Genomic DNA, 22405 nt, shown 5'->3' on the forward strand with positions numbered 1-22405 from the left:
ATTGATGCAGTTCAGATATAACTCTCAAGGTTGTTAGGCTAAATGCGCTCGCGTTGCGAGTCGCTCAAATGGTCTCTTGCGGCTGTTACGCCGAGTAAAATTAGGCTGGCGAGCAAGAGTGGTTGCGCATTGACTTATAAGTGGTTTGTATGACGTTTTGGTGACAAACCATGTTGCAGAGTCGATGCTCTCAATTGGAAAAACAAGCTGGGATTTAAAACGACGGAACGAAGGTTAAATGAAGGCAACCAAAGCAGAGTTCAAAAAATAGACTGATTTTCTAATGTTTGCCACTCTATACACTTGTAGAAAATTGTCAACCTATTGTTTCGCTTTGCGGCTTTCAAATCTCAAGCCAGCCTGTGTTCACAAATCGAACACTTGCTTGTGGCACTTAAAAATTAGTGACGTTATTGTCACCAGCGCTAACAGTTCAATAAAAAATATAAAGAATACATCCGGGAATTTTATGAAAAAAATATTAATCAGCTTGTCGCTGCTGCACTTTGGTGCTCAGGCGATGCCATTTACCGATCATGTGCTAAATGACCACTATAATGGTCAGGCCAATGGGATCCCCACCGCGAACGATCATAACGATGGTGTGCCAGATCTATTTGATGCCGCAAATGTATTGCTGGGTACCTCTTATACTAGTAATGCCGACCTCGACGCACGCTTTGTTGCCGATGATCAAGTGTTTATTGGTCAGGGGAAGCATAACATTGCCTTAATCGGCTTAACGGCAGGGAACTACAATACTCTGGGGGTTTATACCGACAAGGGAAAAGGCCAAGATAAGCTCGCCTTATTGCCTTCCGATCCTCAGTTTGCTTTTACTGGTGATGGCTCTTCACTCAATCCTTTTAGCGGTGCAGCGTTTGATCTGGTTGGCGAGTTTGCGTGGTATTTAGAGCAAGGTGGGCCCTATAACCAAACCACTTACTATTCAGAAAATCAGCTTAATGGCGGTTGGGATCATATGATGACCTTTGCCCTGCCGGAGCTTAACGGCATCACTAAGTTCTTAGAAATTGGAGGCCAAGTGCTGGAATATAGTTTTAGCAATGCTTTTTTGATTGGTTGGGAAGACCTTCCCTATGAGTTTCAATCAGCTGGCGTATTAGGCGATGATGATTATGACGATATGATGTACTTAGTCGACTTCAAACCTGCCAGCACGGTACCCGAGCCTACCAGTGCTTGGTTAATGGCGGCGGGCCTCATCGGCCTTGGCTTTACTCGGCGTCCAGCAAAAAGCTAGCTAAACGCCTAAGTGGTTGCCTACCGTCATTCACTCTGTTAGCGCGAGGGTAGGCAGCTTCACTTTATTCGTTGCTAAATAATTCACGATGAGCAAAGGTCACTAAGGCGAGGATCAGCGCGTGAGTATAATTACCTTGGCGGGTCGCTAATCCGTTGGTGAGCAGGCCAATAGCCCCCCCTTTTTGCTTAATGTTGGTGGTATTAAAAAGCTTGTCCATCAAGGGGCCGAGTTCGTCACCTTGAGCAAGAGCTTGATAAACCGACACAGGCAAGGGCATATTGGCCCCACGTCCGACCGACATCTGTTGTCGATCGGCAATCACCGCATAAGCAAAGGTAGCTGGACCATCTTCAAACAAATCGACACCGCCCTCGATGGCTGCATAAAAATCAGCATCTTGTTGTTGCTGACAATAGCGAAGGCGGTTCACTGCTCCATCGCGAGTTTCTTGGCTGGTCATGGGCTGTTCTGCAACCAGAGAAGGGGCATGCATGCCCTGGCAATCAATCTGCGGCTCCGGGTAATAAAGCGCCAAGGCCTCTTTAACCGCGGCAATCTTTACCGGATTAAGTGAGCCTACAATCACTTTAAGTGTTTCATTCGCCATTGATTATTCCTTGTTTGGATCTATAGGGCGATGCTAACACAGCTTGCTTCGGCTGTGGAATGACTGTTTGGTGATGAGATCGCGGCTTGATACGATGGAAACCGTATTGGCGAGACCACTGCTTGGGGGATCGAGCAACAGGTTTTAAGGCTGGTATAAAACGGAAGTAGAAAATACGGCAAGAAATTTAAGTGGCTTCATGATCTTTTCCTGCTTCGTTCGGTGGTGAGCAATTTAGAATAAAAGGGCTTATATCTATAAACAGGAAATGGAAATGATCACCGGGCGAAGGGTATCAAGGTATTCGCGGTCGCAGAGCAGCGGGGCGTAAACATCCCGCTCAAACAGATGAAATGTATCTGCCCCCTTTATTTGAAAGTTCTCTGTAGGAAGGTCACCGTTTAATAAAACTTTGATGATTAAACGCTGGCGACTAGCGAATGGCAAGGACACTACGGTGGCGGGGGATCAAGCAAGCCGGCTGCTTTTTATGTAAACAGAGGCTTTGTTATTCGTAGCGTTTTAAGCTAAATGAAGAGATTTTGCTCTAACGATAAAAGACGTTTTTTTAATGACAATCCGCCAGCATAACCTACCAGCGTACCTTGAGAACCAATAATACGGTGACAAGGAATGATAATCGCTAAACTATTTGCGCCATTTGCATTACCGACAGCTCTCACTGCCGCTTCATTTCCAATTGAACGAGCTAAATCTTGATAAGTGGCAGTGTGACCGTATTCCACCTTTTCTAATGCGCCCCATACCGACTTTTGAAAATCTGTACCTACCAGCAATAGGGGAATATCAAAAACGCGACGTTCACCAAGAAAGTATTGTTCAAGCTGAGTCTTGGTCGATTCCAAAATATCGTCGTTTTGTTCTGTAAATGATGCATTCAGACCACGCTGAATGCGTTTATCAACAGACGCTCTCATTTTGCGATATCGAAAGTCGCACAAACAAAGCTGACCTTGATACGAACCGAGAAGAAACTCCGCATAAGGATGTTTAAAATACTGAATATTGATCTGTTGCACGGTGTCTGCCCCTTAAACAAAATGGTATAGCTAAAGTCCCATCGACAGCTGTTTTTCTTGAGAAAATAAAGACTGCCAGTTTCCTGTTTCTGTTATCTCAAGTAATTGGTGTTGTAGCCTTTTATGCATAGCTTGATGGGCAAAGTTACCCATGCTGATACGTTTCACTCCTAAACTTGCTAATATCTCGAAGTCAGGTAATTCAGGTATTGTCATTACATTGATCGGGAGTGACGCAGCTTTGACGATTGTTTTGATATCATCAATTTGGCTCAGGCAAGGAAAGAATAGTCCATGAATCCCAGTCCTTTGATAAGATGTTATCCGTTTAACTGCTTCTGCAACGGCATTATCTACGCCCAGTAAAAAGACATCACATCGTACATTAATAAATACATCTATCTCACGTTGCTGTAATTGATAACAAATAGCAGCGAGTAGCTTGGTAAATTCACTGGTATCAACCAAGGTTCTGTCTGCGCCGACTCGACTGTCTTCAATATTGATACCGACAACACCAAGCTCAAGCAATTGCTGAATATTGTCGACAATGATTTTAGGATCTCGGCTAAATCCCGCTTCAATATCCACTGTTAACGGAAGACAACTCGCTGCTTTAATACGCGAGACAATGTATCGTAATTCTTTAAAAGGAATTTCTTCACCATCTTCGTAGCCCAGCAGGCCAGCGATTGCGGCACTGGACGTTCCCAAAGCTTGATACCCTGCATTTTGTGCACATTTTGCGCTGATTGCATCCCACACATTTGCGATGAAAAGTGGCTGCGCTTGTTGGTGCAGAAGTTTAAATTCTTGCATCTTACATATCCTCTATTGGTGGTCGCTATCGTGATGCTGTTGTAGTGATTATTTAGAAAAATGAGAATGTGTACCAATGATATGAATCGACTTGTAATATAAGTCATGCTTATAATATCTGCTGCAGTTAACCCTGGGTTTATCTATTTTGTTTAAAAATATCAATCTGTTAGTTACATTTGAATGTGCAGCCAGACATAAAAGCTATAGTTTAGCTTCGACTGAGCTGTGTATTTCTCAAGCGGCTGTTAGCCAACAAATGCGACAACTGGAGCAGGCGCTAGGCGGGCGCATGTTTATCCGTAAACGCAGACAGATGGTGTTAAGTCAACAAGGACAGTTATTATTCGAACATACTCAAAAAGCACTCGGGATTATCAATCAAGGTTTAAGCCAAGTTCGCCAAGAAGTCATCGCTGGTGAACTTACGATTAGCTCAACCCAAGCCTTTACTTCGCTGTGGCTTATGCCACGATTGCAGTGTTTTTCTGAGCAGTATCCAGATATACAAATTCGCGTTGTGTCTTCTCCTCATTTTGAAGACTTGAAACAAGCACATATTGACTTGGCTATACGTTTTGGCAGTAAAGTCGCTGAATATACGCCAGATAGTCTTGCGTGTGATTATTTGGGGCAAACAGACGTATATCCAATATGTTCTGCACAATTAGCGAAAAAACTGCCGTTAAACTCTCCTATCGATCTGCTTTCTACTTGGCTTGTCACTTTGGAAAGCCCCGGCGCTTATGATTGGAAAAGCTGGTTTAATCACATCGGTATTACTGAGTATGAACAGCATAAGCAATGGACCAAGGTAACAAGCACCGATATGGCGTTAAACGCAGTTGTAAATGGTCATGGTGTTACGCTAGCAGTGCCTTATTTATGCCAGCGTCAGCTTGATTCTGGCGAGCTAGTGATTCCTTTTAAACTTGCTCATCCTTACCCCGTGAAGCGTTATATGGTCTATGACCCGCACTCTTCCAAATTAGCTCGTTTAAAAGTATTTATGGCGTGGTTAGCAACCGAGATGCCAGCCAGCAATTAAACCAGTTGGGGCTGGGGCTTAATGGCTACCCAGGTACCCTCAATTTATGAGGCTTTGGCTTTTTTTGTCATACATCTATAGGCCATAAAACTTTCAAAATTATCAAGCTCCCATCATAAAGCTTTTTTAAGATGGGGCTCAAATCTAGGTTCCATATTTCGATGCTATCGATGACTTACTTTTGATGCTAGGTTTCTCTTGGTACTGTCAATCTCGTTCAATTCTAAGGGCGTAGCATCCATATGCCGCAAATCTTAGCAGTACAAACTCGACAACAGGATTGGATAAAAAATTATCCAGCACGAGCTGAGCGTTACTTGGGCTAACCAGTTCGGCATCTACAATTTCTTCGCCGCGATTGTAGGCTCTTAGTACAAAGTTTTGCCCCAAGTAGTCGGTATCTTTGCCGCTTGGCAATGGGAGTTGAGTCAGATCTGGTTGTTCATCGCTTGCTTGAGCACGAATAAAAATTGGCCCATATTCTTTGTAGGGACCGGGAGCGCCGAACGGACAATAACTAGCAAGAATAATTTTTTCCCCAGCACGGGCCCTGCGTAAAATATCGCGACATGGCTCACCGCCTTCAGCAATTTTAAATACGACCGCTTGGTTTTGATCGTCGAGCCCTGCATTTCGTGCTTTCAATAAAAAGTCGGGACGTATTGGTGTAATAAGCGCCATAAATTATTCCTTGTAATCAATGTATTGATGAACAGCTTACGAGGAAAAATTAAGTTATACGCTCCGATTCTTGCGCACTTGAAAGCGCAAGAATCGGATGGCTGCGAAATAGACCATGGGATATGATGAGGGCAAACAGCTCCCTTGGATATAGAATCATGGCCGATACAGATGCACGTATAGTGCAGGTTGCTCAGAGAATCGAAACCGATGCCGACGAAGCGCTTAATCTTGAAGAATTGGCTAGGCAAGCAGCGATTAGTCCTTGCTACTTACAACGTAAGTTCAAGGCCATGTTTGGCGTGTCGCCCAAGATTTTTCAGAATGCCATCCGCATCAATCGATTAAAGCAATCACTTAAAAAAGGGGGCGGTATCAGCGATGCGATATTTGAAGCGGGTTTTGGTTCAACCAGCCGAGTCTATGAGCAAGTCAACCGAAAGCTAGGTATGACACCTTCTGCTTATCGTGACGGGGGCAAAAACCTCACCATCTCATTTGCCTTAAGGACCACCGTCTTCGGTCAGTTAATGATGGCCGCCACCGAGCGAGGCGTATGCTTTGTGCACTTAGCCGACGACGCAACGCATCTTCTACAAACACTGCACCGTGAGTTTCCCAATGCGCAGCTGGTAGCAAGCCCTGAAGATATGTCTCATGAGTTGGACTTGTGGATTGAAGCCCTGGAGAGTCACCTTGCCGGCAAAGGACCAAAGCCCGACTTACCGCTACACCTGCGCGGTACCGCATTTCAAATAAGCGTCTGGAAATTTTTAATGAGTGTCGAAGACGGACAACAGGTATCGTATAAACAAGTCGCGGAAGGTATCAATGCACCAAAATCGTTTCGTGCGGTGGCTAACGCCTGTGGTGCTAACAATATTGCAATATTGATCCCCTGTCACCGAGTACTACGCGGAGATGGTCAGCTCGGAGGCTATCGTTGGGGGGGACAGCGCAAAGCAAAACTACTCTCTATGGAAGCTGATCGTAAAAGATGATTTTATTTAAGTGATTGCTTTTAAATATAAAATTGTTGATTATTCTAGCCGCTCAGACAGTGACCCCTTTTATTTCTGATCCGCATTTAGGGGGCTAGCTCCCTTTGGCAACCCAATTATGGCTTGATGATTTTACGCATGTTGTGACTAACCATTTGATAACCGATGCTATTGTATAAATATTGGGCACCAGTGTTTTGATTAAAAACATGCAGCCCTATGCTCGTGACTCCCTGCTCTGCGACGACTTTTTCAATTAAATGAAGTGCAGATTTTGCGTAACCTTTTCTACGATAATTTTCATATATACCAACGTCATATATAAAAGCAGATTTGCTACTCGCTTGATCTTCAACTTTAACCCAAATATAGCCAGCATGATCACCACTTGTGTTTTCTATCACATCAAATAAGTAATTATTTTTGCTCTTTAATCCCTCGGGTAAAAGATTAAAACACTCGTTTTTAGACCTCTCTAATGCTCCTGATTTATCCCAACGGCCAGATTGAACATTTTCATTTGCATAAGCAGGGATCATTATATTTTGATACTTCGAGAATGACTCATCATTCATCGGTTTTAATGAAATTTTCATACGATTGTAAACTCTTGATTGGGGCACACTAGGCCAAGTTATGGGGCTACGTTGAGCGTTAGCGGAAAATTCGCCTGAATGAGTAAGGATAAATGCGCTGAAAGCCCACTATAGGGGCTGACTATCCAGTAACTATCTGATGATTAAACGCTAAGGTCTAGTGAAAGGCAAGGGCATGAGCGTGAGGAACTGAATGAAGCCAGACACCTTTTTACTTAAAGAGAGGGTGAGCTGAAAGAAAAATAACAAGACAGCCATCCCAACTGGCGTTTAACCTAAAAGATCGAGAACAAATATTTAGACAGCCATTCTAACTAGCCAAATTCCTGTAATAATCTAAACTGTCAATAGTTGATTTTTGGGAGTTATTGCCATGCCTCGGTCAAGACAGTCGCAAGTGAGCTTATCGGATACACCTTATTATCACGACCCAAATATTTAGACAGCCATTCTAACTAGCCAAATTCCTGTAATAATCTAAACTGTCAATAGTTGATTTTTTGGAGTTATTGCCATGCCTCGGTCAAGACAGTCGCAAGTGAGCTTATCGGATACACCTTATTATCACTGTGTTTCCCGCTGTGTTCGGCGGGCTTTTTTATGTGGCGAAGATAAGCAAACGGGCAAGAGTTATGAGCACCGACGCCAGTGGGTGGAAGACTATTTATTGCAACTTACTGCGGTTTTTGCCATTGATGTTTGTGCTTATGCAGTGATGAGTAATCATACTCATGTGGTATTGCACATCGATAAGGCCAAAGCCGAAGCCTGGTCCATGGATGAAGTCTTGGAACGCTGGCATCGTTTGCACCAAGGCACCTTACTGACTCAGATGTATCTCAATTCTGAGTTACGTCCAAAGTTAAGTGAGGTGCAACTACAGGCCATTCACGCCACAGCTGAAGTCTATCGGACTCGCCTTTTTGATTTAAGCTGGTTTATGCGCCATTTGAATGAATACATTGCTCGAGCTGCCAATAAAGAAGACCAATGTACCGGTCGTTTTTGGGAGGGGCGTTTTAAATCTCAAGCGCTTTTAGATGAAGCAGCCCTCGCAGCTTGTATGGCCTATGTGGATTTAAACCCGGTTCGCTCAAATATAGCGAGCACGCCTGAAACCTCGGACCACACCAGTATCAAACAGCGCATTCAGCAAGCCAAACAAGGTCAGCAACCCAAGCCGCTAATGCCTTTTGTCGGTAACCCCAGAGAAACCATGGCCGAAGGTTTACCCTTCGAGCTTCAAGATTACCTGCAACTGGTGGAACTTACCGGTCGCGTTATCAGAGAAGATAAACGCGGTTATATCGATGATGCACAAGCGCCCATTTTACAGCGCTTACAAATCGATGAAGAAAGCTGGTTAGCCTTGAGCACGGGTTTAGAGCATCACTTCGCCAGTGTGGTTGGGGCTGGGCATTCACTAGAACGCTATAAGCGTGAGCACAATCAACTTCGCATCAAAGGCATGGCTGCGGTTAAACGCTGGCTTGATGCTGGGTAAGTAATTTATTTATAGTCTGATTTTTTGTCGACTGAGTAGGTATTTAGCATATCTCGAATCACTATGTCTTTCGCCCTCGTGAATCGCTTCGCATTGACTAAAGCCCCAATATTTAGCGTTTTCAAGAACAAGTTGGCTCTTCAAAATTGATTTGAGTTGATGACATCGACGGATGCTCATTGGATAGTTAGAATGGCTGTCTAATTAGTTATATCTCGAATCACTACGTTTTTCGCCCTCATGAATCGCTTCGCATTGACTAAAGCTTTGATTAACGCCCCAGTATGTAAGGTTTTTAAGAACAAGTTAGCTCTTCAAAGTTGATTTGAGTTGATGACATCGACAGATGCTCATTGGATAGTTAGTATGGCTGTCTAATTAGTTTATTGGATAGTTAGAATGGCTGTCTAATTAGTTTAGTCTAATTAGTTTAAAACTCGATACACCAGCCAAGGGGAAGTCGCATCAAGTTAACCAGTTTTGGTCGGATACAACTAAACGATTTTAGCCTCACTAAAATATTGACGTTGATACTCAAGCTGCCTTAATTCTGTGAATTACAAAGCAACTACCCTCATGTGGTTTTTTGAACATTAAGACTGAAACGAGCCAAACGCGTTCTTAATTGTAGAGACTCATCTCGTTGGCTTGTGCTCTGGTTCGCTAATTTTAGTACTGCGTTGCCAATCTCGGCTAATGAGTTGTTGATCATCACAACGTTTGTATTGATTTCTTCGGTGACGGTTGTCTGTTGCTCTGCTGCGGTGGCAATCTGCGTGACCATGTCACTAGCCTCAACCACATCAGAAAAAATAGATTTTATTTCAGTCGCTTGATTATTAATAGCGTTAACGGCTTGTTCTACATTACTGGCAATAATATGCATCGCATCTAGCGAGTGTTTAGCCTTCGAGTTTAGGCTTTGGATGGTATTTTGAATTTGATGCGTCGATTGTTGAGTGCGGCTAGCTAGGTTTCGTACTTCATCTGCGACCACAGAAAAACCTCTTCCATGGGCTCCTGCTCTTGCCGCTTCGATGGCCGCATTGAGGGCTAACAAGTTAGTCTGTTCGGAAATATCTTCAATCATCTTAGTCATCTCATTAATCTGAATCACACCGCTGTTAAGTTCATCAACATGTTGACTGGATGAATGAATATGCGTCGCGTCCGCTTTGGTTCCTTCGGCCATTTTTTGCATAATAAGGCTACCGTTTTGAGCGCTGGCACTTACGTTTTGAGTTTTATTGGCGGCCACTTCGGCATTTGATGCGATTTGCACAATGGTCGCCGACATTTGAGTCATCGCTGAGCCGAGTAGCTCCATTTGTTCTTGTTGTGATTGAATTTGCGCACTACAACTATTTCCTAGTGTGTGAAATGTTTCTCCATCGTGATGCGCTTGATCTAGTAAAGCCATTGAGTCACACAAAATTTGTCGAATCGTTTCTCTGAGCAAGGCTACGCTTTCGGTGATTTTAGCGAATTCTCCCTTTTCGAAAGGTTCACTCTTTACAGAAAAGTTGCCGAGATTCATTTCTTCTAGCTGTTGACGGACTTGTCTGATCTGGGCGACCAAGCTTAGATAAAATCGAATAAAGGCCAAAATAATGGCAATCGAACAAAGACCAAGAGTGACGATTAAATAGTTATTTTGAATGTTTGTAGAATAATGCACGAAGTTTGTAATGAAGAGGGCTGACAAGGATACGAACATCAGAAGTAACAGGCGCAGCTTGATGGAAAAAATTGTATTCCGCATAAAAATTTAACCAGTAATGGATCGCAATCTATGATCTCATATTCCAAATACGGTTTGCCAAAGCATCTAAGGGAAGTGATTTTTCACCTATGAAACATCGACCTGAAGGCGCGTAAATGTTGACTAACTATCGATCCAAACAGGTCATATCGAACGATAATAAAGCTCGAGCATTTTTGTTTACTGGGATGAGTTTGTTTATAGGGGCTGTTGGTCGTAAGGGAGGGATTGAATAGGGGCTACCCGAGTGGCTCTGTTCGGCAGATGCGGCCTATTCGCCACATCCACCGAGATGTTTATTGCTTCTCAAAAGCACCTAAATCTGGTGCAAGGCCTAAGCTGGGTAAACCTACGTCAACGCCAGCATCGATTAAGTCGCTGTCTGATTTCAGTTTGAATAAATCGTTATCGGCTAAGCTGCCATCGATATTTCTTTCCATGGTAGCTAAAGAAAGATCCAGGCTGAGAAAATCTGCCGCGCTGAGCGATACACCGCCATTCCATGAATTCGCCAGCTGGTCGGCATTGCTAATATTCTCACTGCTAGATAAGGATATATTGTTGCGGAAGATGTGCGTCTCGCCATCGTTGAGGGAATTACCAAAGCCAAAATTAATGCCGTTATCATAGGCGGTGTTATTGAGCAGTGTGATTCCGCCAGCATTGTTGTTTTGGTCAAAACCTTTCAGCGGATTCCCAAAAGCGACGGAGTTGCTGATCCGATTATTGGCCGCCTTAAAATTTCCGCCTAATTTAAATCCATTACCGTTGCCGGAGAAGCCGCCATAGCCCCATACGTCAACGCCATTACGAAAAGCCCAGCTATTTTCGATAATCACCACTTCATCACTGTCGTAGGTATCAAAGCCATCGTCGGAATTTTCCCAAGCGCGACAACCAATAAACTTATTGCCCGGCCCTTGGGTTTGCTTGGGGCCAAAGCCATCGGCCATGCTACCATCCTTTTTAGGGTCGTAATTACGATAAGCATCGGAGTTAATCACCGTGGTATAGGCCCCCCCTTTATTAATTTCTAAACCAGTATTGCGATTGTGGTGGAAAGCGCAGTTTTCAAAAGTATTATGTTTACCCTTTACATAAACCCCTTGATAGCCAGCACGAGTCACTTCAATGCCTTTGAAATACCAATAATCACCATTTAAGGCAAAGCCATAGGAGTTTTGTACCCATTGCTGTTCGGGGAAAGAGAAATCGATAATCGCACGGCCACAATTGGCTGCCACCACACTGATTGGTGCGCCAGCCTGTCCCGATTTGGCGAGAGTGATGGTATTGGCAACACCGCTGGTATAAGGAATGTTGTAGCTGCCAGCTTGCAACAGGATCATTTCGCCTGCACCGACTAAGTTCAGTGCACTGTTAAAATCTAAGGCTGAGTTGAAGCTGTCGCCATTGGCCCAGCTGGTTCCTGTGGGGGATACGTAGTAAATATGATTGGCGATAACGCCGCTGGTTTCCCCTGCACAGCTGGCTGCCCCGCTAGCCGTCGCTTGTGCTGTATTCGAGTTATATTGGCTGCCCGCTAAACCATATTTGATCCAATAGTAATAGGTGGTTCCCGCGCTGGTATCTTGATCGACATAAGTCTGTGCGCTATTGCTAAGACTAGCGATCCGCACTCGGCCACTGGGATCGGCATCTGTATCGCGATACAGTTGGATACTCGATACCTCTCCAGCCTTCGACCAATTTAAATCAATGGTTGCGTTGTTGGCACTGGCATTTAAGCACAGGTATTCGCCACAGACTGTATTGTAAGTGGTGGCACTGGCTACGGCTGAATTATACTGCTGACCGTTGGCGGTGAATTTGAGCCAGTAATAATAAGGGCTGGCGAGTTGTATGGTGTTATCGCTATAGCTGGTGGTTGTAGTATTTAGGGTGGCTATGCGCGTTCGGCCACTGGGGTCGGCGTCGGTATCGCGATAAAGCTGAAGATTGCTTACGGTTCCTTCAATGGTCCAATTAAGAGCGATTGCTCCGGCACTGGGGCTGGCCGCTAAACAAACACTGGCACCGCCGCCACTGCCACAATTTGCCGCGAGTACTGCAATACTTGAAGAGCCGCAGCCAAATAATAATAAGCTGATGAATACGGTACGTAACATGTTTAAATCCCTCTATTTATACTTAGTCCGTTGATAAGGATTACAGTTGGTCTCTGTTGTTTGATCGTTAGCTGCTATCTATGGCGTATATACGAGTTATCGCTTCGGCTAATAACAATCAAATAACAGGATGCTTAAATTAATCGAGAGCTTACGGATTACAGCTATTTCGCAGGCTCTTGTTATTTGTAATATCTTAGCATTAGAGAATTGGCTCGGGCATGGAATGCTACTGATTATTTGAATCATGTGGACTCGAGCAACTTTTTGCCTCTTCGTGCTGGTGACCGCAATTGATAAAGTTGCGCCAATTTTGATTGGTGAGGGAGCGCAGATCCTGCGCAAGTTTAGGCTTGCTGCAACATCAATTGAACTTGTTTACCAATAGTTTCGATGGCTCGCTCTATTCGCTCGTTGGGAAGGTTGGCATAATTGAGGCGTAAACAGTGCTGATACTTATTGGCTGCCGAAAACAAGTTTCCCGGAGCGATACCAATGCGTAATGGTTTTAAGCGTTCATTCAGTTGTTCGGCATTGATTTGTTCTGGTAGTTCGACCCACAAGAAAAACCCGCCTTGCGGACGACTGATTTTGGTTCCTTTGGGGAAGTAGCGCTTGAGCCACTGTAGCATCAGGTCTCGATTGCTTTGGTACTGTTGTTTGGCCAGGCGGAGGTGTTTTTCGTAATACCCTTGTTCAATAAAATCGGCCACTGCCAATAACGGTAGGCTATTGGCGCCTAAGGAACTTACAAATTTTAAGTGGGTGAGCATTTTACCGAAACGTCCGGGGGCAACCCAGCCCACTCGTAAACCGGGGGCGATGGTTTTTGAGAACGAAGAACAAAACAGCACTCGCTCGTTACTATCGTAAGATTTAAGGCTGCGTGGCCGAGGGTGTTGATACACCGTATCCCCGAGGATGTCATCTTCAATAATGGCGAAGTCATACTTTTCTGCCAAGCGAAGGAGTTTGAGTTTATTTTTTTCGGGCATCTGATAACCCAGCGGGTTATTTGAGCTAGGGATCAGCTGTAGTACCTTAATTGGCCATTGCTCTAGCGCAAGCTCGAGAGCGGGCAGACTAATTCCCGTTTCGGGGTGGGTCGGAATTTCTAAAACTTTGAGCTGATTTGACTGAATGGCCTGCATCGAGCCGTAGAAGTTAGGAGAGTCTATCGCAACAATGTCACCGGGTTGGGTGAGAGCTTTTAGGCTTAAGGACAAGGCTTCTTGGCAGCCAGCGGTAATTTGAATGTTATCGGGGTGGATATGGCAGCCTGAGTTTTGCATTAAGCGTGCGATCTGTACCCGAAGTTTATACAGGCCATTTCCTTTGTCACAGCTAAATATTTGTTTGCTGTTGTTTTTAATTTGCTCGGTCATCAAGCGCTTTAAGGGCTTAAGGGTTGTCGCAGTGGTATCCGGTGAGCCTCGACCAAGCGCCAGAAAGTGGTCGTTACTTTCGGTCATGGTGAGATCTAATACCTGCTGCCAGTTATCAATTAGCACTGGGCGCTGTTCGGGTTGACTCAGCGAAGGTAAGGGTTGTTCTTGTTGGCGCGGACTCACGTAGTAACCGGACTTATATTTGCTATGCACAAAACCAGCGTCTTCTAACAGGCGGTAAGCTTCTTGAACGGTTGAAATACTCACGCCGCGTCGTTGACTCATTTCGCGGATTGACGGCAGCTTTTGCCCAATCGGGTAATAGTCTTGCGTGATCTGTATTTGTAGTTCGTGGGCAAATTGTTGATATAAGGTCATCCTACCTCCTTCTCTGCAGGGCTCAGTAATAACATGTCTAAGTACAGATTAGCAAAAATAAGTAGAAGAACATGACAGATAGATGGATGAAAAGCATTACAGATGGCCATTTTGTGGTTCTGTCATGCAAAGATAAAAATTATCTGAATCTGTCATGCTCGGTGACTGAATTTTATACTGAAAGGGTCATCATCAAAGTACAGGAGAGATGCAATGAGACTCTTATTTCAAGTTCGTTTATTGGCTCACCGTTTACAGCAAACACTAGCTGCTTATCAAATGCTCGCACGTAGCCGTCGGGCCTTGGCAAAGCTGAGTGATGATCAGTTGGCTGACATTGGGGTAAGCCGAGTGCAGGCCCAACGGGAGGCTGACCGTTTTTTTTGGCAGCGGACAAAGTCTCGCCCGAAAGTTAATTTACAGCGTCCTGCGCCAGTGGCTACAAGCCATAAATCGGTCTCATTGGGCCTCTAAGGCTCTCAAGCTTGTTGGGCCGCGCTCCAGTCAATTATCCTTGTTTTGCTGCTTTTAAATAAGCGGGGCGTAGCTGAACTTTGGCAAGGTAAGCTTGGGTATGGCTTCGCTCTTGCAGTAAGCCTTGGCTGTCGGCGATTTCTAATACAATTGTCATCATAATGTCGGCAGCACTGAACTGCTGGCCTGCAAAGTAGGGCTGCTGGCTTAAATGTTGTTCAATATAAGTAAAATCAACGGCGAGTTCTTTGCCAATGTAAGAGTCTAAAGGCTGACTTGCATCGCGTTGTTCTAAACCTAACAGCAGGTGAGTGATCACCGGTAAGGCGAGCGAGCCTTCTGCAAAATGCAGCCATTCCACGTAACTGTAATAGTCTGGGCTGTCTTTCGTGGGGCGAAGCGCTTGTTGCTCGCTTTTGTCTAACAGATATTCCATGACTGCTCCCGATTCACATAGAGTTCGCTGCTCATCAACAATAATCGGCGCTTTTCCCAGAGGGTGGATTTTTTTCAAACTTGGTGGTGCTAAATTACTCACCGGATCGCGTTGATGAACGACGACTTGATAAGGCATGGTGAGTTCTTCGAGTAACCACAGAACGCGCTTGGAACGAGACTTTTGTAGATGGTGCACAGTAATCATGAGTTTTCCTTGGAGATGTTGAATGGCGCTTCAAGATGTATTGAAGCGCCGCTGTTTGGCTTATAGCGCCGCTTGGTAGATTTGACGGCTAAGATCTAGGTTGATTTGTTGGTCTTCACCGAGTGCTAGCATTTGGTGCTGTTCAAGCTTGGCTAATAATAATTCGACATCTTGGTCGCCCAAGTCTATTTCCGATAAACGGGTTGGCACCTGCATCGCTTTAAAAAATGCTTCGGTGGCAGCAATTGCTTGCTCGATCCGTTGCGGTTCATCGCCTTCGGTGATGCCCCAGATCCGCTCTGCATATTGTAATAACTTGGCGGCTTTGGTCTCTCTACGGATTTTCATTACTGCGGGTAGAGTGATCGATAAACTGCGGGCGTGATCCACACCAAACGCGGCCGTGAGTTCGTGGCCAAGCATATGACTAGCCCAATCCTGTGGTACCCCAGCACCAATTAATCCGTTTAAAGCCATGCTGGCGGCCCACATAATATTGGCGCGAACCTCAATGTTATCTTTGGTTTCGGCGGCTAGGGCTTTTGGCCCTTCTTCGATGAGGGTGAGTAAGATCCCTTCGGCGAAGCGGTCTTGAATTTTACCATTCACAGGATAGGTGAGGTATTGCTCCATCACATGAACAAAGGCATCTACTACGCCGTTACTAACTTGGCGCGGCGATAAACTTAAGGTGACACTGGGATCGAGGATAGCAAATTGCGGCCGTACAGCTGCCGCCATGAATGGCAATTTGTTCCCATCACGGGTCACGACCGCACCAGCATTGGTTTCAGATCCGGTGGCTGGCAAAGTGAGCACTGCACCTAAAGGGAGCGCGCTGTCTACCGGATGGCGTTTAGCAATGATGTCCCAAGGATCATCACCTTGATAAAGCGCCGCTGCGGCGATGAATTTACTGCCATCGATGACCGATCCACCGCCAACGGCGAGAATGTAGTCAAGCTGTTCTGTTTTGATTAATTCAACGGCTTTGATCAAGGTCTTGTACTGCGGATTTGGCTCGATCCCAGAAAATTCAACCCAGTGATGGCCTGCCAAGGCTTCGGTGACTTGCTGATAGACGCCATTATTTTTAATCGAGCCGCCGCCATAGGTGAGTAATACCCGCGCATCGGCAGGTAGCTGTTGTTGTATATTGGCGATTTGACCTTCACCAAAATGAATTTGGGTGGTGTTTTGAAAAGAAAAATTTAACATCTTAATTCCTTCATAGTTTGTTTTTTCGGCTCAAGGCTGTTGAGTGATGCCGCTTTGTCAATGGAACAAAGCAGCATTCTTCAGCACAGTATCAACAGGTCTTAAACTTAAGCGAGTTGTTGTAAGAGTTTCTCGGCGGTCATCTCAGATGAGGCTGGGTTTTGACCGGTAATCATTAAGCCATCTTGTACAGCATAGGGATTCCAGTCGGCGATACTTTGGTAGTCTGCACCGCGGGTTTTGAGTTCATCTTCTAGTAAAAACGGAACTACCTCGCTTAACTGCACTGCATCTTCTTCACTATTGCTAAAGCCAGTAACGCTTTTACCTTTGACTAATAACTCACCATCGCTTTGCTTCACGTTGAGCAGTGCAGCAGTGGCGTGACAAACGGCAGCCACAGGCTTGTGTTGTTGGATAAAGCTTTCCAATAAGCCAATTGATTGGGGGTTATCGCTTAAGTCCCAAAGTGGGCCATGACCGCCAGGATAGAAGACTGCATCGTAGTCACTGGCATTCACATCAGCAAGTTTTAGTGTATTGGCAAGATGTTTCTGAGCTGTTTCATCTTGGTCGAAGCGACGAGTGGCGTCGGTTTGAAAATCGGCTAGTTCACTGTTTGGATCGATTGGTGGTTGGCCGCCCTTAGGAGATGCAAGGCTAATCGTTGCGCCAGAATCTAAGAATACGTAATAAGGGGCTGCAAACTCTTCTACCCAAAAACCAGTTTTGTGGCCGGTGTTGCCTAGTTCATCGTGTGAGGTTAGAACCATTAAGATTTTTTTTGCGTTGCTCATATCGCGATACCTTATTGAATTTATTTGTTTAGGGCGTGGGCATCACGCCAATGACCAGCAGTGTAGTCCTCTATAAACAATGCGACAATGTAGATTAAATAGACATTATTGGTTTAATTATTGATACAATTGTAGCCAGATAGCTAATTAACTAGGGGACTGGTCCCATGAGTATGTCTTTTGAGCAGTTAAAAAGTATGGTGGTATTTGCTCAAGTGGTTGAACAAGGCAGTTTTAGTGCTGCGGCCAAACACATCGGGATTACCCGTGCAGTAGTGAGCTATCACGTTAAAAAACTTGAGTCTAACTTAGGTGTGAGTTTGCTTAATCGCTCCACTCGCAGTTTGCATCTGACTGAGGCGGGAGAACAGTATTATCAGCGCTGCCATAATATTGCCGAGCAAGCTAAGGCTGCCAACATGCAAATGGAAAATATCAAACAGGAACCGGAAGGTTCGTTGAAAATTTCTTGTCCGGTGAATGTTGGTTTACGGATTATTGTGCCTGCGCTTAATTTGTTTCGAAGCTTGTACCCCAAAATCAATATCGATTTAGTGTTGAGTGATGAAGTGGTAAATGTCATTCAAGAGGGGTTTGATTTAGCGATCCGTGGCGCTGTATTGGAAGATTCAGGCTTGCAAGCCAGCAAACTGATTACGCTGAATACTTGTTTATGTGCCTCGCCACAGTATTTAAATCAGTATGGTCGTCCTCGTTTGCCTGCGGACTTAGATGCTCATCAATGGGTGATTTATACCACGGGTTCGAATACTTTAAACCTGCGTAAAGGGCACCGCTCTTTTAGTATTCGCACCAAAGGCGGGATTAGCACCAATAACGCAGCAGCTCGTACAGCCTTCATTGAAGGGGGCCATGGCCTAGGCCGAGTACCGTTATATGATGCTCAACCTCGGATAAAACTGGGTTTGTTAGAAGTGCTTATGGAAGATTATCAGCTGGATGACATTGATGTGTACGGGGTTTATCCCAAGGGGGCCACAAGGTCTAAAAAGTTGCGTTTACTCATCGATTATTTAAAGCCTTATTTGGCCAAACAGGCTCGTTAGTCAAGTCAGTGGCATCAAGCAAGGCCATCGTGAGTCATGGCTTGTTGTATGGGCAGCGGGGCTTCGTTATCTCGCCCCTTCGCGCCTGTTAAGCGTAATTGCCTTTTCTGGGCATGCCGCAACACATAAGCCACAACCTTCACAGGCCTCAATGTTGGGCATTAAAGCTTGCTGCCAGCCATGTGCCAAGCCTTTAAGTTTTCCTAGTAAGGAAAGCTTGCTGCGTTCCGCTGCGGGTAATACATCGATGAAGAATACATTTTTTGGGCAAACGACTGCGCATTCACCTTTTCCCTCGCACTTGTTGCGATTAATCACCGGCACAATAACACCAGGCTCTTGTTTGCAAACTCTAGTCTGAGAATGTTGTTGATGACTCATAATCTGTACCTTTGTTTGTGGTGTTGTAAACGAAAACTATGTGGCATGAAAGATCTGCTGTTAACGCCATAAAAAGCCAGAAATACGTTTGCCGAATAAGAGTCCGGAATAGATTTTTTCGGCGGACTCGGTGCGTTTCATCGCAGCTCCAAAGCAGATATGCATTGGTAATAAGTGATCTTCTCTACGATGGCAATCTCGCGCCGATGGCGCAAGCTCCCAATTTAGTAATCTATTTATGGTTTCTTCGATTGGTGTTGCTACGAGTGTCTCGGTGAGCCAATCATCAAACGCCGCGCTATGTTCGAAGCTTCCGTTACGTTCGTGGAACGACATCCCCGATCCAATGATCAATATGCCTTGCTCCCGTAAGGAGGCGATTGCTTGCCCTAAAGCGATATGTTTAGCAGGGTCTAAGGAATGTAATAAAGATAACTGTACAACTGGAATGTTGGCCTCAGGATACATCAGCATTAAGGGCACGAAAGTACCGTGATCATAACCTCGATGTTGATCCAAATTGCAGTGGATATCGTGAGCCCGTAATAAATCGGCTACGTTTTGAGCGAGGCTTGGCTCTCCCGGCGCAGGATATTGGTATTTATAACATGCCGCTGGAAAGCCACCGTAGTCATAGATCATTTGTGGCTGAAGAGCAGATGAAATGGCCGCAATATGACTCTCCCAATGAGCGCTAATCATTAAAATTGCTTTGGGTGTCGGCAGTTGTTTATGCACGCTTTTTAAAAAAGCAGTGAGATCTTGATGGCCGGGTTCATCTAAAAGTGGCATGGGGCCACCACCGTGCGGTAAATATAAAATCGGCATCAATTCCTTGTGCCCAATATGCTGATGAGTCGCGAGCATGAAAATACCTATATAGACCAGTTGTTATTTAACTTACTGTGATAGCTTGATATAGAAAGACCACCCAAATTGGTGGTCTCTTATTGAACGTTTCGATCTTATGAGGAAAGCTCAGCACTTGGTGTTGTTTTTTTAGCAAACAGCAGACTGTCTTTTTTACGAGCAAAGAAAATGATGATCGAAAAGACCAATAGCAAGGCAGCAGCGGGCAGTCCTTGAGGATCGTACTGAAAGTGGTAGTAGATCGCTCCAAGCATGATCAGAGCTAGGCCTACGGCCGCGAGTGAACTGAGTTTTTTGATGAAAATGCCAATCGCACCAGCAATTTCAAATAAGCCAATGAAGTAGCCAAAAAAAACTGGGAGGCCGAGAGTGGCAAATGATTTATGCAGCATTTCAACGCCCATTAATTTACCAATGCCGCCAGCAAGAAAAGCCAAAGCCGTGAGAGCAAGGATGACCCAAAGGCCATACTGTTTAAATTTATTCATAGGTCACCTATTGAAGTTGTTGAGTTAATTTTCGTCAGTATAGGCTTAAGCTAATTAATTAAAATTGATTGTATTTCATCAAGAGTATAACTTTAGGTTATGATTTTGGGCGGCGGCTACAATAAAGGAAGATGACAGCATGACATTAGAGCAATTAAGAATGCTACAAGCCGTGATACAAGAGGGTTCATTACAGGCCGCCAGTCATCGACTGTTTAAAACGCAACCGGCGATAAGTAAAGGTTTACAGCAGTTGGAAAGCGCTTTAGGCATTAGTCTACTTGATCGCTCTGGATATAAATTGAAGTTGACTCAGCAAGGAGAGCAGATCTATCAAAAGGCATTGATGTTGCTTGAGCAGAGTGAACAACTCAATGAAATGGCGAAACATTATAAAACAGGTTATGAACCTAAGGTGGTGATTGCGGTGGATGCCATGTTTGATTTGGCAACCCTGGTGCCCATCTTTGAACAAATTCAAAATGAGTTTCCGCAAACCCAAATTATATTGAAGCAAGAATTTGTTACGGGTGGAATTGACTCGGTGGTTCAGCGAAATGCTCAGCTTGCGATTTCTGCTTCAGAAGCTGATTTTCTCAATAGTTTTAAATTGGTAACTCAGCATATTCATACCCAAAGTATCGTTAATGTTGCTGCGCCAAAGATGCTTTCTAGGTATCCGCATCTAACCGAGTCTTCTCAATTAAAAGACGAATATCAAATTATTGTTCAGGACTCCGGCAGTTTGACTAAGGATGTTGAGTTAGATGTACAGCAAGGCCAGCGAAAATGGTATGTGAATGATTTTCATAGTAAGCGCACCTTGTGTTTAAGCGGTATTGGTTGGGGGCGTTTACCATATTTAATGGTAAAAGAAGATATTCAAATGAAAAGATTAACTCCGATTGAACTGATTGATACCCCGGTGGAAATTGAAGTTAAAAGTTACGTGATGAAGCTTAAAAGCCAAGTATTGGGCCCCGTCGCAAATCGCTTATGGGACCTAATTAGTCGCTTGGAACATCGATCATGAGCGTTAAGCTTTAAGGTATTTGAATTCTGATTGATGACATGTTCTAGCTCTTTCTAGGGCTGCGCTGGAGAAAACTATTATTGGTTTACTTAGGTATTAGCCCATGGGGGAAAGCTATGATTAGTTGTTCATAGTCGTGTTATTGATAAACCTTAGGTTGCCATATTTGCATTAAGTTTTCTGGGTTTTCAATGGCTGTAAATCCGTATTGAGCATACAACTCGTGTGCATCTCTGGTCGCTAATAACATACGCCTTAAGCCTTGTAATTCAGGATGAGAAATAATCTTTTCAAGCAGCCATTTACTCAAGCCTTGTCCGCGGTGCGATTCAACGATGAATACATCGGCTAAGTAGGCAAAAGTGGCCCTATCCGTAATTAGGCGTGCAAAGCCAACTTGTTTTCCAACTGTTTCGAATACCCCAAAACAGAGTGAATTCAAAATCGCTTTTTTGAGGGTTTCTCTAGGGATCCCATTTGCCCAATAGCTTTGAGATATAAAGTGATAAATAAACTCAAAATCTAAGTCATTTGGATCGGTACTGATCTGAAAACCTTGCACTGACATATTCTCCTGAAGCATCAAGTACTATCGATGTAAGTTGTTTATTGGCTTGCGCGGATTAGCAGCGCCGTAATAATCGAGCGGGATTACCAGCATAAATACCCGGTTTGGTAATATCTTTGGTGACGACGCTACCGGCACCAATCACCGTTTGGTCACAAATAGTTACAGCTAAAATGGTTGCATTCGAGCCAATCGTGACTTGGTCCCCAATTTTGGTTCTGCCCCAAGAATCAGGGTCTGCGTTTGGCTTACCATCTTTAAATAAATCGTTGGCAAACATGACGCCGTGTCCGATAAAACAATCTGCGCCAAGGGTGACAAATTCGCAAATAAAGCTATGAGACTGAATTTTAGTTCGAGGGCCAATCGAGGTGTTGTTTTGGATTTCGACAAAAGGGCCGATAAATACATCATTCGCGAGTGAACAACCATACACATTGGAAGGCTCAATAATGGTAACGTTCTCGCCGCATTCGACATCTACAATTTGTGCTTTTAAGAGCCGAGGATTTGCCATCTTGCCTCCAAAATATAAGACCGAACAATCGGCGAGCAATTGTCTCGAGCTGCTACTTTGCCTGATTTTGCTGTTTACCTTTGTAAGCTAGAGTTTATGAGGCTTGGCTAAATGAATCAATGCTAATGC

The 22405-nt window shown here is 44.5% G+C and carries 23 protein-coding genes; 7 read left to right on the plus strand and 16 right to left on the minus strand.

What is annotated here, in order from left to right:
- The first annotated feature begins 469 nt into the window (after window positions 1-469).
- Window positions 470-1264: a PEP-CTERM sorting domain-containing protein gene (locus ACRRS1_RS05205; protein WP_432458821.1), complete on the plus strand. Its 795-nt coding sequence runs from the start codon at window positions 470-472 to the stop codon at window positions 1262-1264.
- A gap of 64 nt (window positions 1265-1328) precedes the next feature.
- Here ACRRS1_RS05205 and yjjX read toward each other — a convergent pair whose 3' ends face one another.
- From yjjX to ACRRS1_RS05220, 3 genes are all read right to left on the minus strand, one after another.
- Window positions 1329-1874 (minus strand): inosine/xanthosine triphosphatase, encoded by a 546-nt coding sequence (yjjX, locus tag ACRRS1_RS05210; RefSeq protein WP_432468252.1) that lies wholly within the window; start codon window positions 1872-1874, stop codon window positions 1329-1331.
- Between the two features lie 527 nt (window positions 1875-2401).
- Window positions 2402-2914, minus strand: coding sequence for a methylated-DNA--[protein]-cysteine S-methyltransferase (locus ACRRS1_RS05215; protein WP_432458823.1), 513 nt, complete (start codon window positions 2912-2914; stop codon window positions 2402-2404).
- A gap of 30 nt (window positions 2915-2944) precedes the next feature.
- A complete protein-coding gene (locus ACRRS1_RS05220; RefSeq protein ID WP_432458824.1) occupies window positions 2945-3733 on the minus strand; it encodes an isocitrate lyase/PEP mutase family protein in 789 nt (262 codons plus the stop codon).
- A gap of 148 nt (window positions 3734-3881) precedes the next feature.
- On the opposite strand from ACRRS1_RS05220, the gene ACRRS1_RS05225 reads away from it, so the two are divergent.
- Window positions 3882-4781: a LysR substrate-binding domain-containing protein gene (locus ACRRS1_RS05225; RefSeq protein ID WP_432458825.1), complete on the plus strand. Its 900-nt coding sequence runs from the start codon at window positions 3882-3884 to the stop codon at window positions 4779-4781.
- Between the two features lie 207 nt (window positions 4782-4988).
- Here the strand turns inward: ACRRS1_RS05225 and ACRRS1_RS05230 are convergent, their stop codons facing one another.
- The gene (locus ACRRS1_RS05230; RefSeq protein ID WP_432458826.1) at window positions 4989-5462 is read right to left on the minus strand and encodes a DUF1203 domain-containing protein; all 474 of its coding nucleotides are present in this window, start codon (window positions 5460-5462) and stop codon (window positions 4989-4991) included.
- A 158-nt stretch (window positions 5463-5620) separates the two neighbouring features.
- Between ACRRS1_RS05230 and ACRRS1_RS05235 the strand changes: the two genes are divergently transcribed.
- The gene (locus tag ACRRS1_RS05235) at window positions 5621-6463 is read left to right on the plus strand and encodes a methylated-DNA--[protein]-cysteine S-methyltransferase (RefSeq protein WP_432454200.1); all 843 of its coding nucleotides are present in this window, start codon (window positions 5621-5623) and stop codon (window positions 6461-6463) included.
- A 116-nt stretch (window positions 6464-6579) separates the two neighbouring features.
- On the opposite strand, the gene ACRRS1_RS05240 is transcribed toward ACRRS1_RS05235, so the two are convergent.
- Window positions 6580-7059, minus strand: a complete 480-nt coding sequence (locus ACRRS1_RS05240) for a GNAT family N-acetyltransferase (protein WP_432454199.1) — start codon at window positions 7057-7059, stop codon at window positions 6580-6582.
- Window positions 7060-7573: 514 nt separating this feature from the next.
- Here ACRRS1_RS05240 and ACRRS1_RS05245 point away from each other — a divergent pair.
- Window positions 7574-8563: a transposase gene (locus ACRRS1_RS05245; RefSeq protein ID WP_432468251.1), complete on the plus strand. Its 990-nt coding sequence runs from the start codon at window positions 7574-7576 to the stop codon at window positions 8561-8563.
- 574 nt (window positions 8564-9137) lie between these two features.
- Here ACRRS1_RS05245 and ACRRS1_RS05250 read toward each other — a convergent pair.
- From ACRRS1_RS05250 to ACRRS1_RS05260, 3 genes are all read right to left on the minus strand, one after another.
- Entirely contained in the window at window positions 9138-10325 is a 1188-nt protein-coding gene (locus ACRRS1_RS05250; protein WP_432468250.1) for a methyl-accepting chemotaxis protein, read from the minus strand.
- A 296-nt stretch (window positions 10326-10621) separates the two neighbouring features.
- Complete coding sequence (locus ACRRS1_RS05255) at window positions 10622-12454, minus strand: right-handed parallel beta-helix repeat-containing protein (protein ID WP_432468249.1); 1833 nt, start codon at window positions 12452-12454, stop codon at window positions 10622-10624.
- A 347-nt stretch (window positions 12455-12801) separates the two neighbouring features.
- Window positions 12802-14220, minus strand: a complete 1419-nt coding sequence (locus ACRRS1_RS05260) for a PLP-dependent aminotransferase family protein (protein WP_432464491.1) — start codon at window positions 14218-14220, stop codon at window positions 12802-12804.
- Between the two features lie 213 nt (window positions 14221-14433).
- Between ACRRS1_RS05260 and ACRRS1_RS05265 the strand changes: the two genes are divergently transcribed.
- Entirely contained in the window at window positions 14434-14694 is a 261-nt protein-coding gene (locus tag ACRRS1_RS05265; RefSeq protein ID WP_432468248.1) for a DUF1127 domain-containing protein, read from the plus strand.
- 34 nt (window positions 14695-14728) lie between these two features.
- Here ACRRS1_RS05265 and ACRRS1_RS05270 read toward each other — a convergent pair whose 3' ends face one another.
- The 3 genes from ACRRS1_RS05270 to ACRRS1_RS05280 all read right to left on the minus strand — a co-directional run bounded on the left by ACRRS1_RS05270 (window position 14729) and on the right by ACRRS1_RS05280 (window position 17352).
- Window positions 14729-15337, minus strand: a complete 609-nt coding sequence (locus ACRRS1_RS05270; RefSeq protein ID WP_432464493.1) for a glutathione S-transferase family protein — start codon at window positions 15335-15337, stop codon at window positions 14729-14731.
- A gap of 60 nt (window positions 15338-15397) precedes the next feature.
- Entirely contained in the window at window positions 15398-16555 is a 1158-nt protein-coding gene (locus tag ACRRS1_RS05275) for an iron-containing alcohol dehydrogenase (protein WP_432464494.1), read from the minus strand.
- Window positions 16556-16662: 107 nt separating this feature from the next.
- Window positions 16663-17352 carry a type 1 glutamine amidotransferase domain-containing protein gene (locus ACRRS1_RS05280; protein WP_432464495.1) on the minus strand — a complete coding sequence of 230 codons (690 nt, stop codon included), beginning with the start codon at window positions 17350-17352 and terminating at the stop codon, window positions 16663-16665.
- Between the two features lie 167 nt (window positions 17353-17519).
- On the opposite strand from ACRRS1_RS05280, the gene ACRRS1_RS05285 reads away from it, so the two are divergent.
- The gene (locus ACRRS1_RS05285) at window positions 17520-18419 is read left to right on the plus strand and encodes a LysR family transcriptional regulator (protein WP_432454190.1); all 900 of its coding nucleotides are present in this window, start codon (window positions 17520-17522) and stop codon (window positions 18417-18419) included.
- A 66-nt stretch (window positions 18420-18485) separates the two neighbouring features.
- On the opposite strand, the gene ACRRS1_RS05290 is transcribed toward ACRRS1_RS05285, so the two are convergent.
- The 3 genes from ACRRS1_RS05290 to ACRRS1_RS05300 form a co-directional block, all read right to left on the minus strand.
- Window positions 18486-18800, minus strand: a complete 315-nt coding sequence (locus tag ACRRS1_RS05290) for a 4Fe-4S binding protein (RefSeq protein WP_432458833.1) — start codon at window positions 18798-18800, stop codon at window positions 18486-18488.
- A gap of 60 nt (window positions 18801-18860) precedes the next feature.
- Window positions 18861-19628 carry a DODA-type extradiol aromatic ring-opening family dioxygenase gene (locus ACRRS1_RS05295; RefSeq protein ID WP_432458834.1) on the minus strand — a complete coding sequence of 256 codons (768 nt, stop codon included), beginning with the start codon at window positions 19626-19628 and terminating at the stop codon, window positions 18861-18863.
- Between the two features lie 137 nt (window positions 19629-19765).
- The gene (locus ACRRS1_RS05300) at window positions 19766-20158 is read right to left on the minus strand and encodes a DoxX family protein (protein WP_432468246.1); all 393 of its coding nucleotides are present in this window, start codon (window positions 20156-20158) and stop codon (window positions 19766-19768) included.
- Window positions 20159-20297: 139 nt separating this feature from the next.
- Between ACRRS1_RS05300 and ACRRS1_RS05305 the strand changes: the two genes are divergently transcribed.
- Window positions 20298-21191 (plus strand): LysR family transcriptional regulator, encoded by an 894-nt coding sequence (locus tag ACRRS1_RS05305; protein WP_432464498.1) that lies wholly within the window; start codon window positions 20298-20300, stop codon window positions 21189-21191.
- Between the two features lie 139 nt (window positions 21192-21330).
- Here ACRRS1_RS05305 and ACRRS1_RS05310 read toward each other — a convergent pair whose 3' ends face one another.
- Window positions 21331-21759, minus strand: a complete 429-nt coding sequence (locus ACRRS1_RS05310; protein WP_432468245.1) for a GNAT family N-acetyltransferase — start codon at window positions 21757-21759, stop codon at window positions 21331-21333.
- Window positions 21760-21814: 55 nt separating this feature from the next.
- Window positions 21815-22276 carry an acyltransferase gene (locus ACRRS1_RS05315; protein WP_432468244.1) on the minus strand — a complete coding sequence of 154 codons (462 nt, stop codon included), beginning with the start codon at window positions 22274-22276 and terminating at the stop codon, window positions 21815-21817.
- Between the last annotated feature and the right edge of the window lie 129 nt (window positions 22277-22405).

This window comes from Agarivorans sp. Z349TD_8 (assembly GCF_050870825.2).
In the GTDB taxonomy this organism is placed as follows: domain Bacteria; phylum Pseudomonadota; class Gammaproteobacteria; order Enterobacterales; family Celerinatantimonadaceae; genus Agarivorans.

Excerpts from the sequence above, each read along its gene's own strand:
- ACRRS1_RS05205 (WP_432458821.1), top strand. The coding sequence starts at position 470 with ATGAAAAAAATATTAATCAGCTTGTCGCTGCTGCACTTTGGTGCTCAG.
- yjjX (WP_432468252.1), bottom strand. The coding sequence starts at position 1,874 with ATGGCGAATGAAACACTTAAAGTGATTGTAGGCTCACTTAATCCGGTA.
- ACRRS1_RS05220 (WP_432458824.1), bottom strand. The coding sequence starts at position 3,733 with ATGCAAGAATTTAAACTTCTGCACCAACAAGCGCAGCCACTTTTCATC.
- ACRRS1_RS05230 (WP_432458826.1), bottom strand. The coding sequence starts at position 5,462 with ATGGCGCTTATTACACCAATACGTCCCGACTTTTTATTGAAAGCACGA.
- ACRRS1_RS05235 (WP_432454200.1), top strand. The coding sequence starts at position 5,621 with ATGGCCGATACAGATGCACGTATAGTGCAGGTTGCTCAGAGAATCGAA.
- ACRRS1_RS05240 (WP_432454199.1), bottom strand. The coding sequence starts at position 7,059 with ATGAAAATTTCATTAAAACCGATGAATGATGAGTCATTCTCGAAGTAT.
- ACRRS1_RS05245 (WP_432468251.1), top strand. The coding sequence starts at position 7,574 with ATGCCTCGGTCAAGACAGTCGCAAGTGAGCTTATCGGATACACCTTAT.
- ACRRS1_RS05250 (WP_432468250.1), bottom strand. The coding sequence starts at position 10,325 with ATGCGGAATACAATTTTTTCCATCAAGCTGCGCCTGTTACTTCTGATG.
- ACRRS1_RS05255 (WP_432468249.1), bottom strand. The coding sequence starts at position 12,454 with ATGTTACGTACCGTATTCATCAGCTTATTATTATTTGGCTGCGGCTCT.
- ACRRS1_RS05260 (WP_432464491.1), bottom strand. The coding sequence starts at position 14,220 with ATGACCTTATATCAACAATTTGCCCACGAACTACAAATACAGATCACG.
- ACRRS1_RS05265 (WP_432468248.1), top strand. The coding sequence starts at position 14,434 with ATGAGACTCTTATTTCAAGTTCGTTTATTGGCTCACCGTTTACAGCAA.
- ACRRS1_RS05270 (WP_432464493.1), bottom strand. The coding sequence starts at position 15,337 with ATGATTACTGTGCACCATCTACAAAAGTCTCGTTCCAAGCGCGTTCTG.
- ACRRS1_RS05275 (WP_432464494.1), bottom strand. The coding sequence starts at position 16,555 with ATGTTAAATTTTTCTTTTCAAAACACCACCCAAATTCATTTTGGTGAA.
- ACRRS1_RS05280 (WP_432464495.1), bottom strand. The coding sequence starts at position 17,352 with ATGAGCAACGCAAAAAAAATCTTAATGGTTCTAACCTCACACGATGAA.
- ACRRS1_RS05285 (WP_432454190.1), top strand. The coding sequence starts at position 17,520 with ATGAGTATGTCTTTTGAGCAGTTAAAAAGTATGGTGGTATTTGCTCAA.
- ACRRS1_RS05290 (WP_432458833.1), bottom strand. The coding sequence starts at position 18,800 with ATGAGTCATCAACAACATTCTCAGACTAGAGTTTGCAAACAAGAGCCT.
- ACRRS1_RS05295 (WP_432458834.1), bottom strand. The coding sequence starts at position 19,628 with ATGCCGATTTTATATTTACCGCACGGTGGTGGCCCCATGCCACTTTTA.
- ACRRS1_RS05300 (WP_432468246.1), bottom strand. The coding sequence starts at position 20,158 with ATGAATAAATTTAAACAGTATGGCCTTTGGGTCATCCTTGCTCTCACG.
- ACRRS1_RS05305 (WP_432464498.1), top strand. The coding sequence starts at position 20,298 with ATGACATTAGAGCAATTAAGAATGCTACAAGCCGTGATACAAGAGGGT.
- ACRRS1_RS05310 (WP_432468245.1), bottom strand. The coding sequence starts at position 21,759 with ATGTCAGTGCAAGGTTTTCAGATCAGTACCGATCCAAATGACTTAGAT.
- ACRRS1_RS05315 (WP_432468244.1), bottom strand. The coding sequence starts at position 22,276 with ATGGCAAATCCTCGGCTCTTAAAAGCACAAATTGTAGATGTCGAATGC.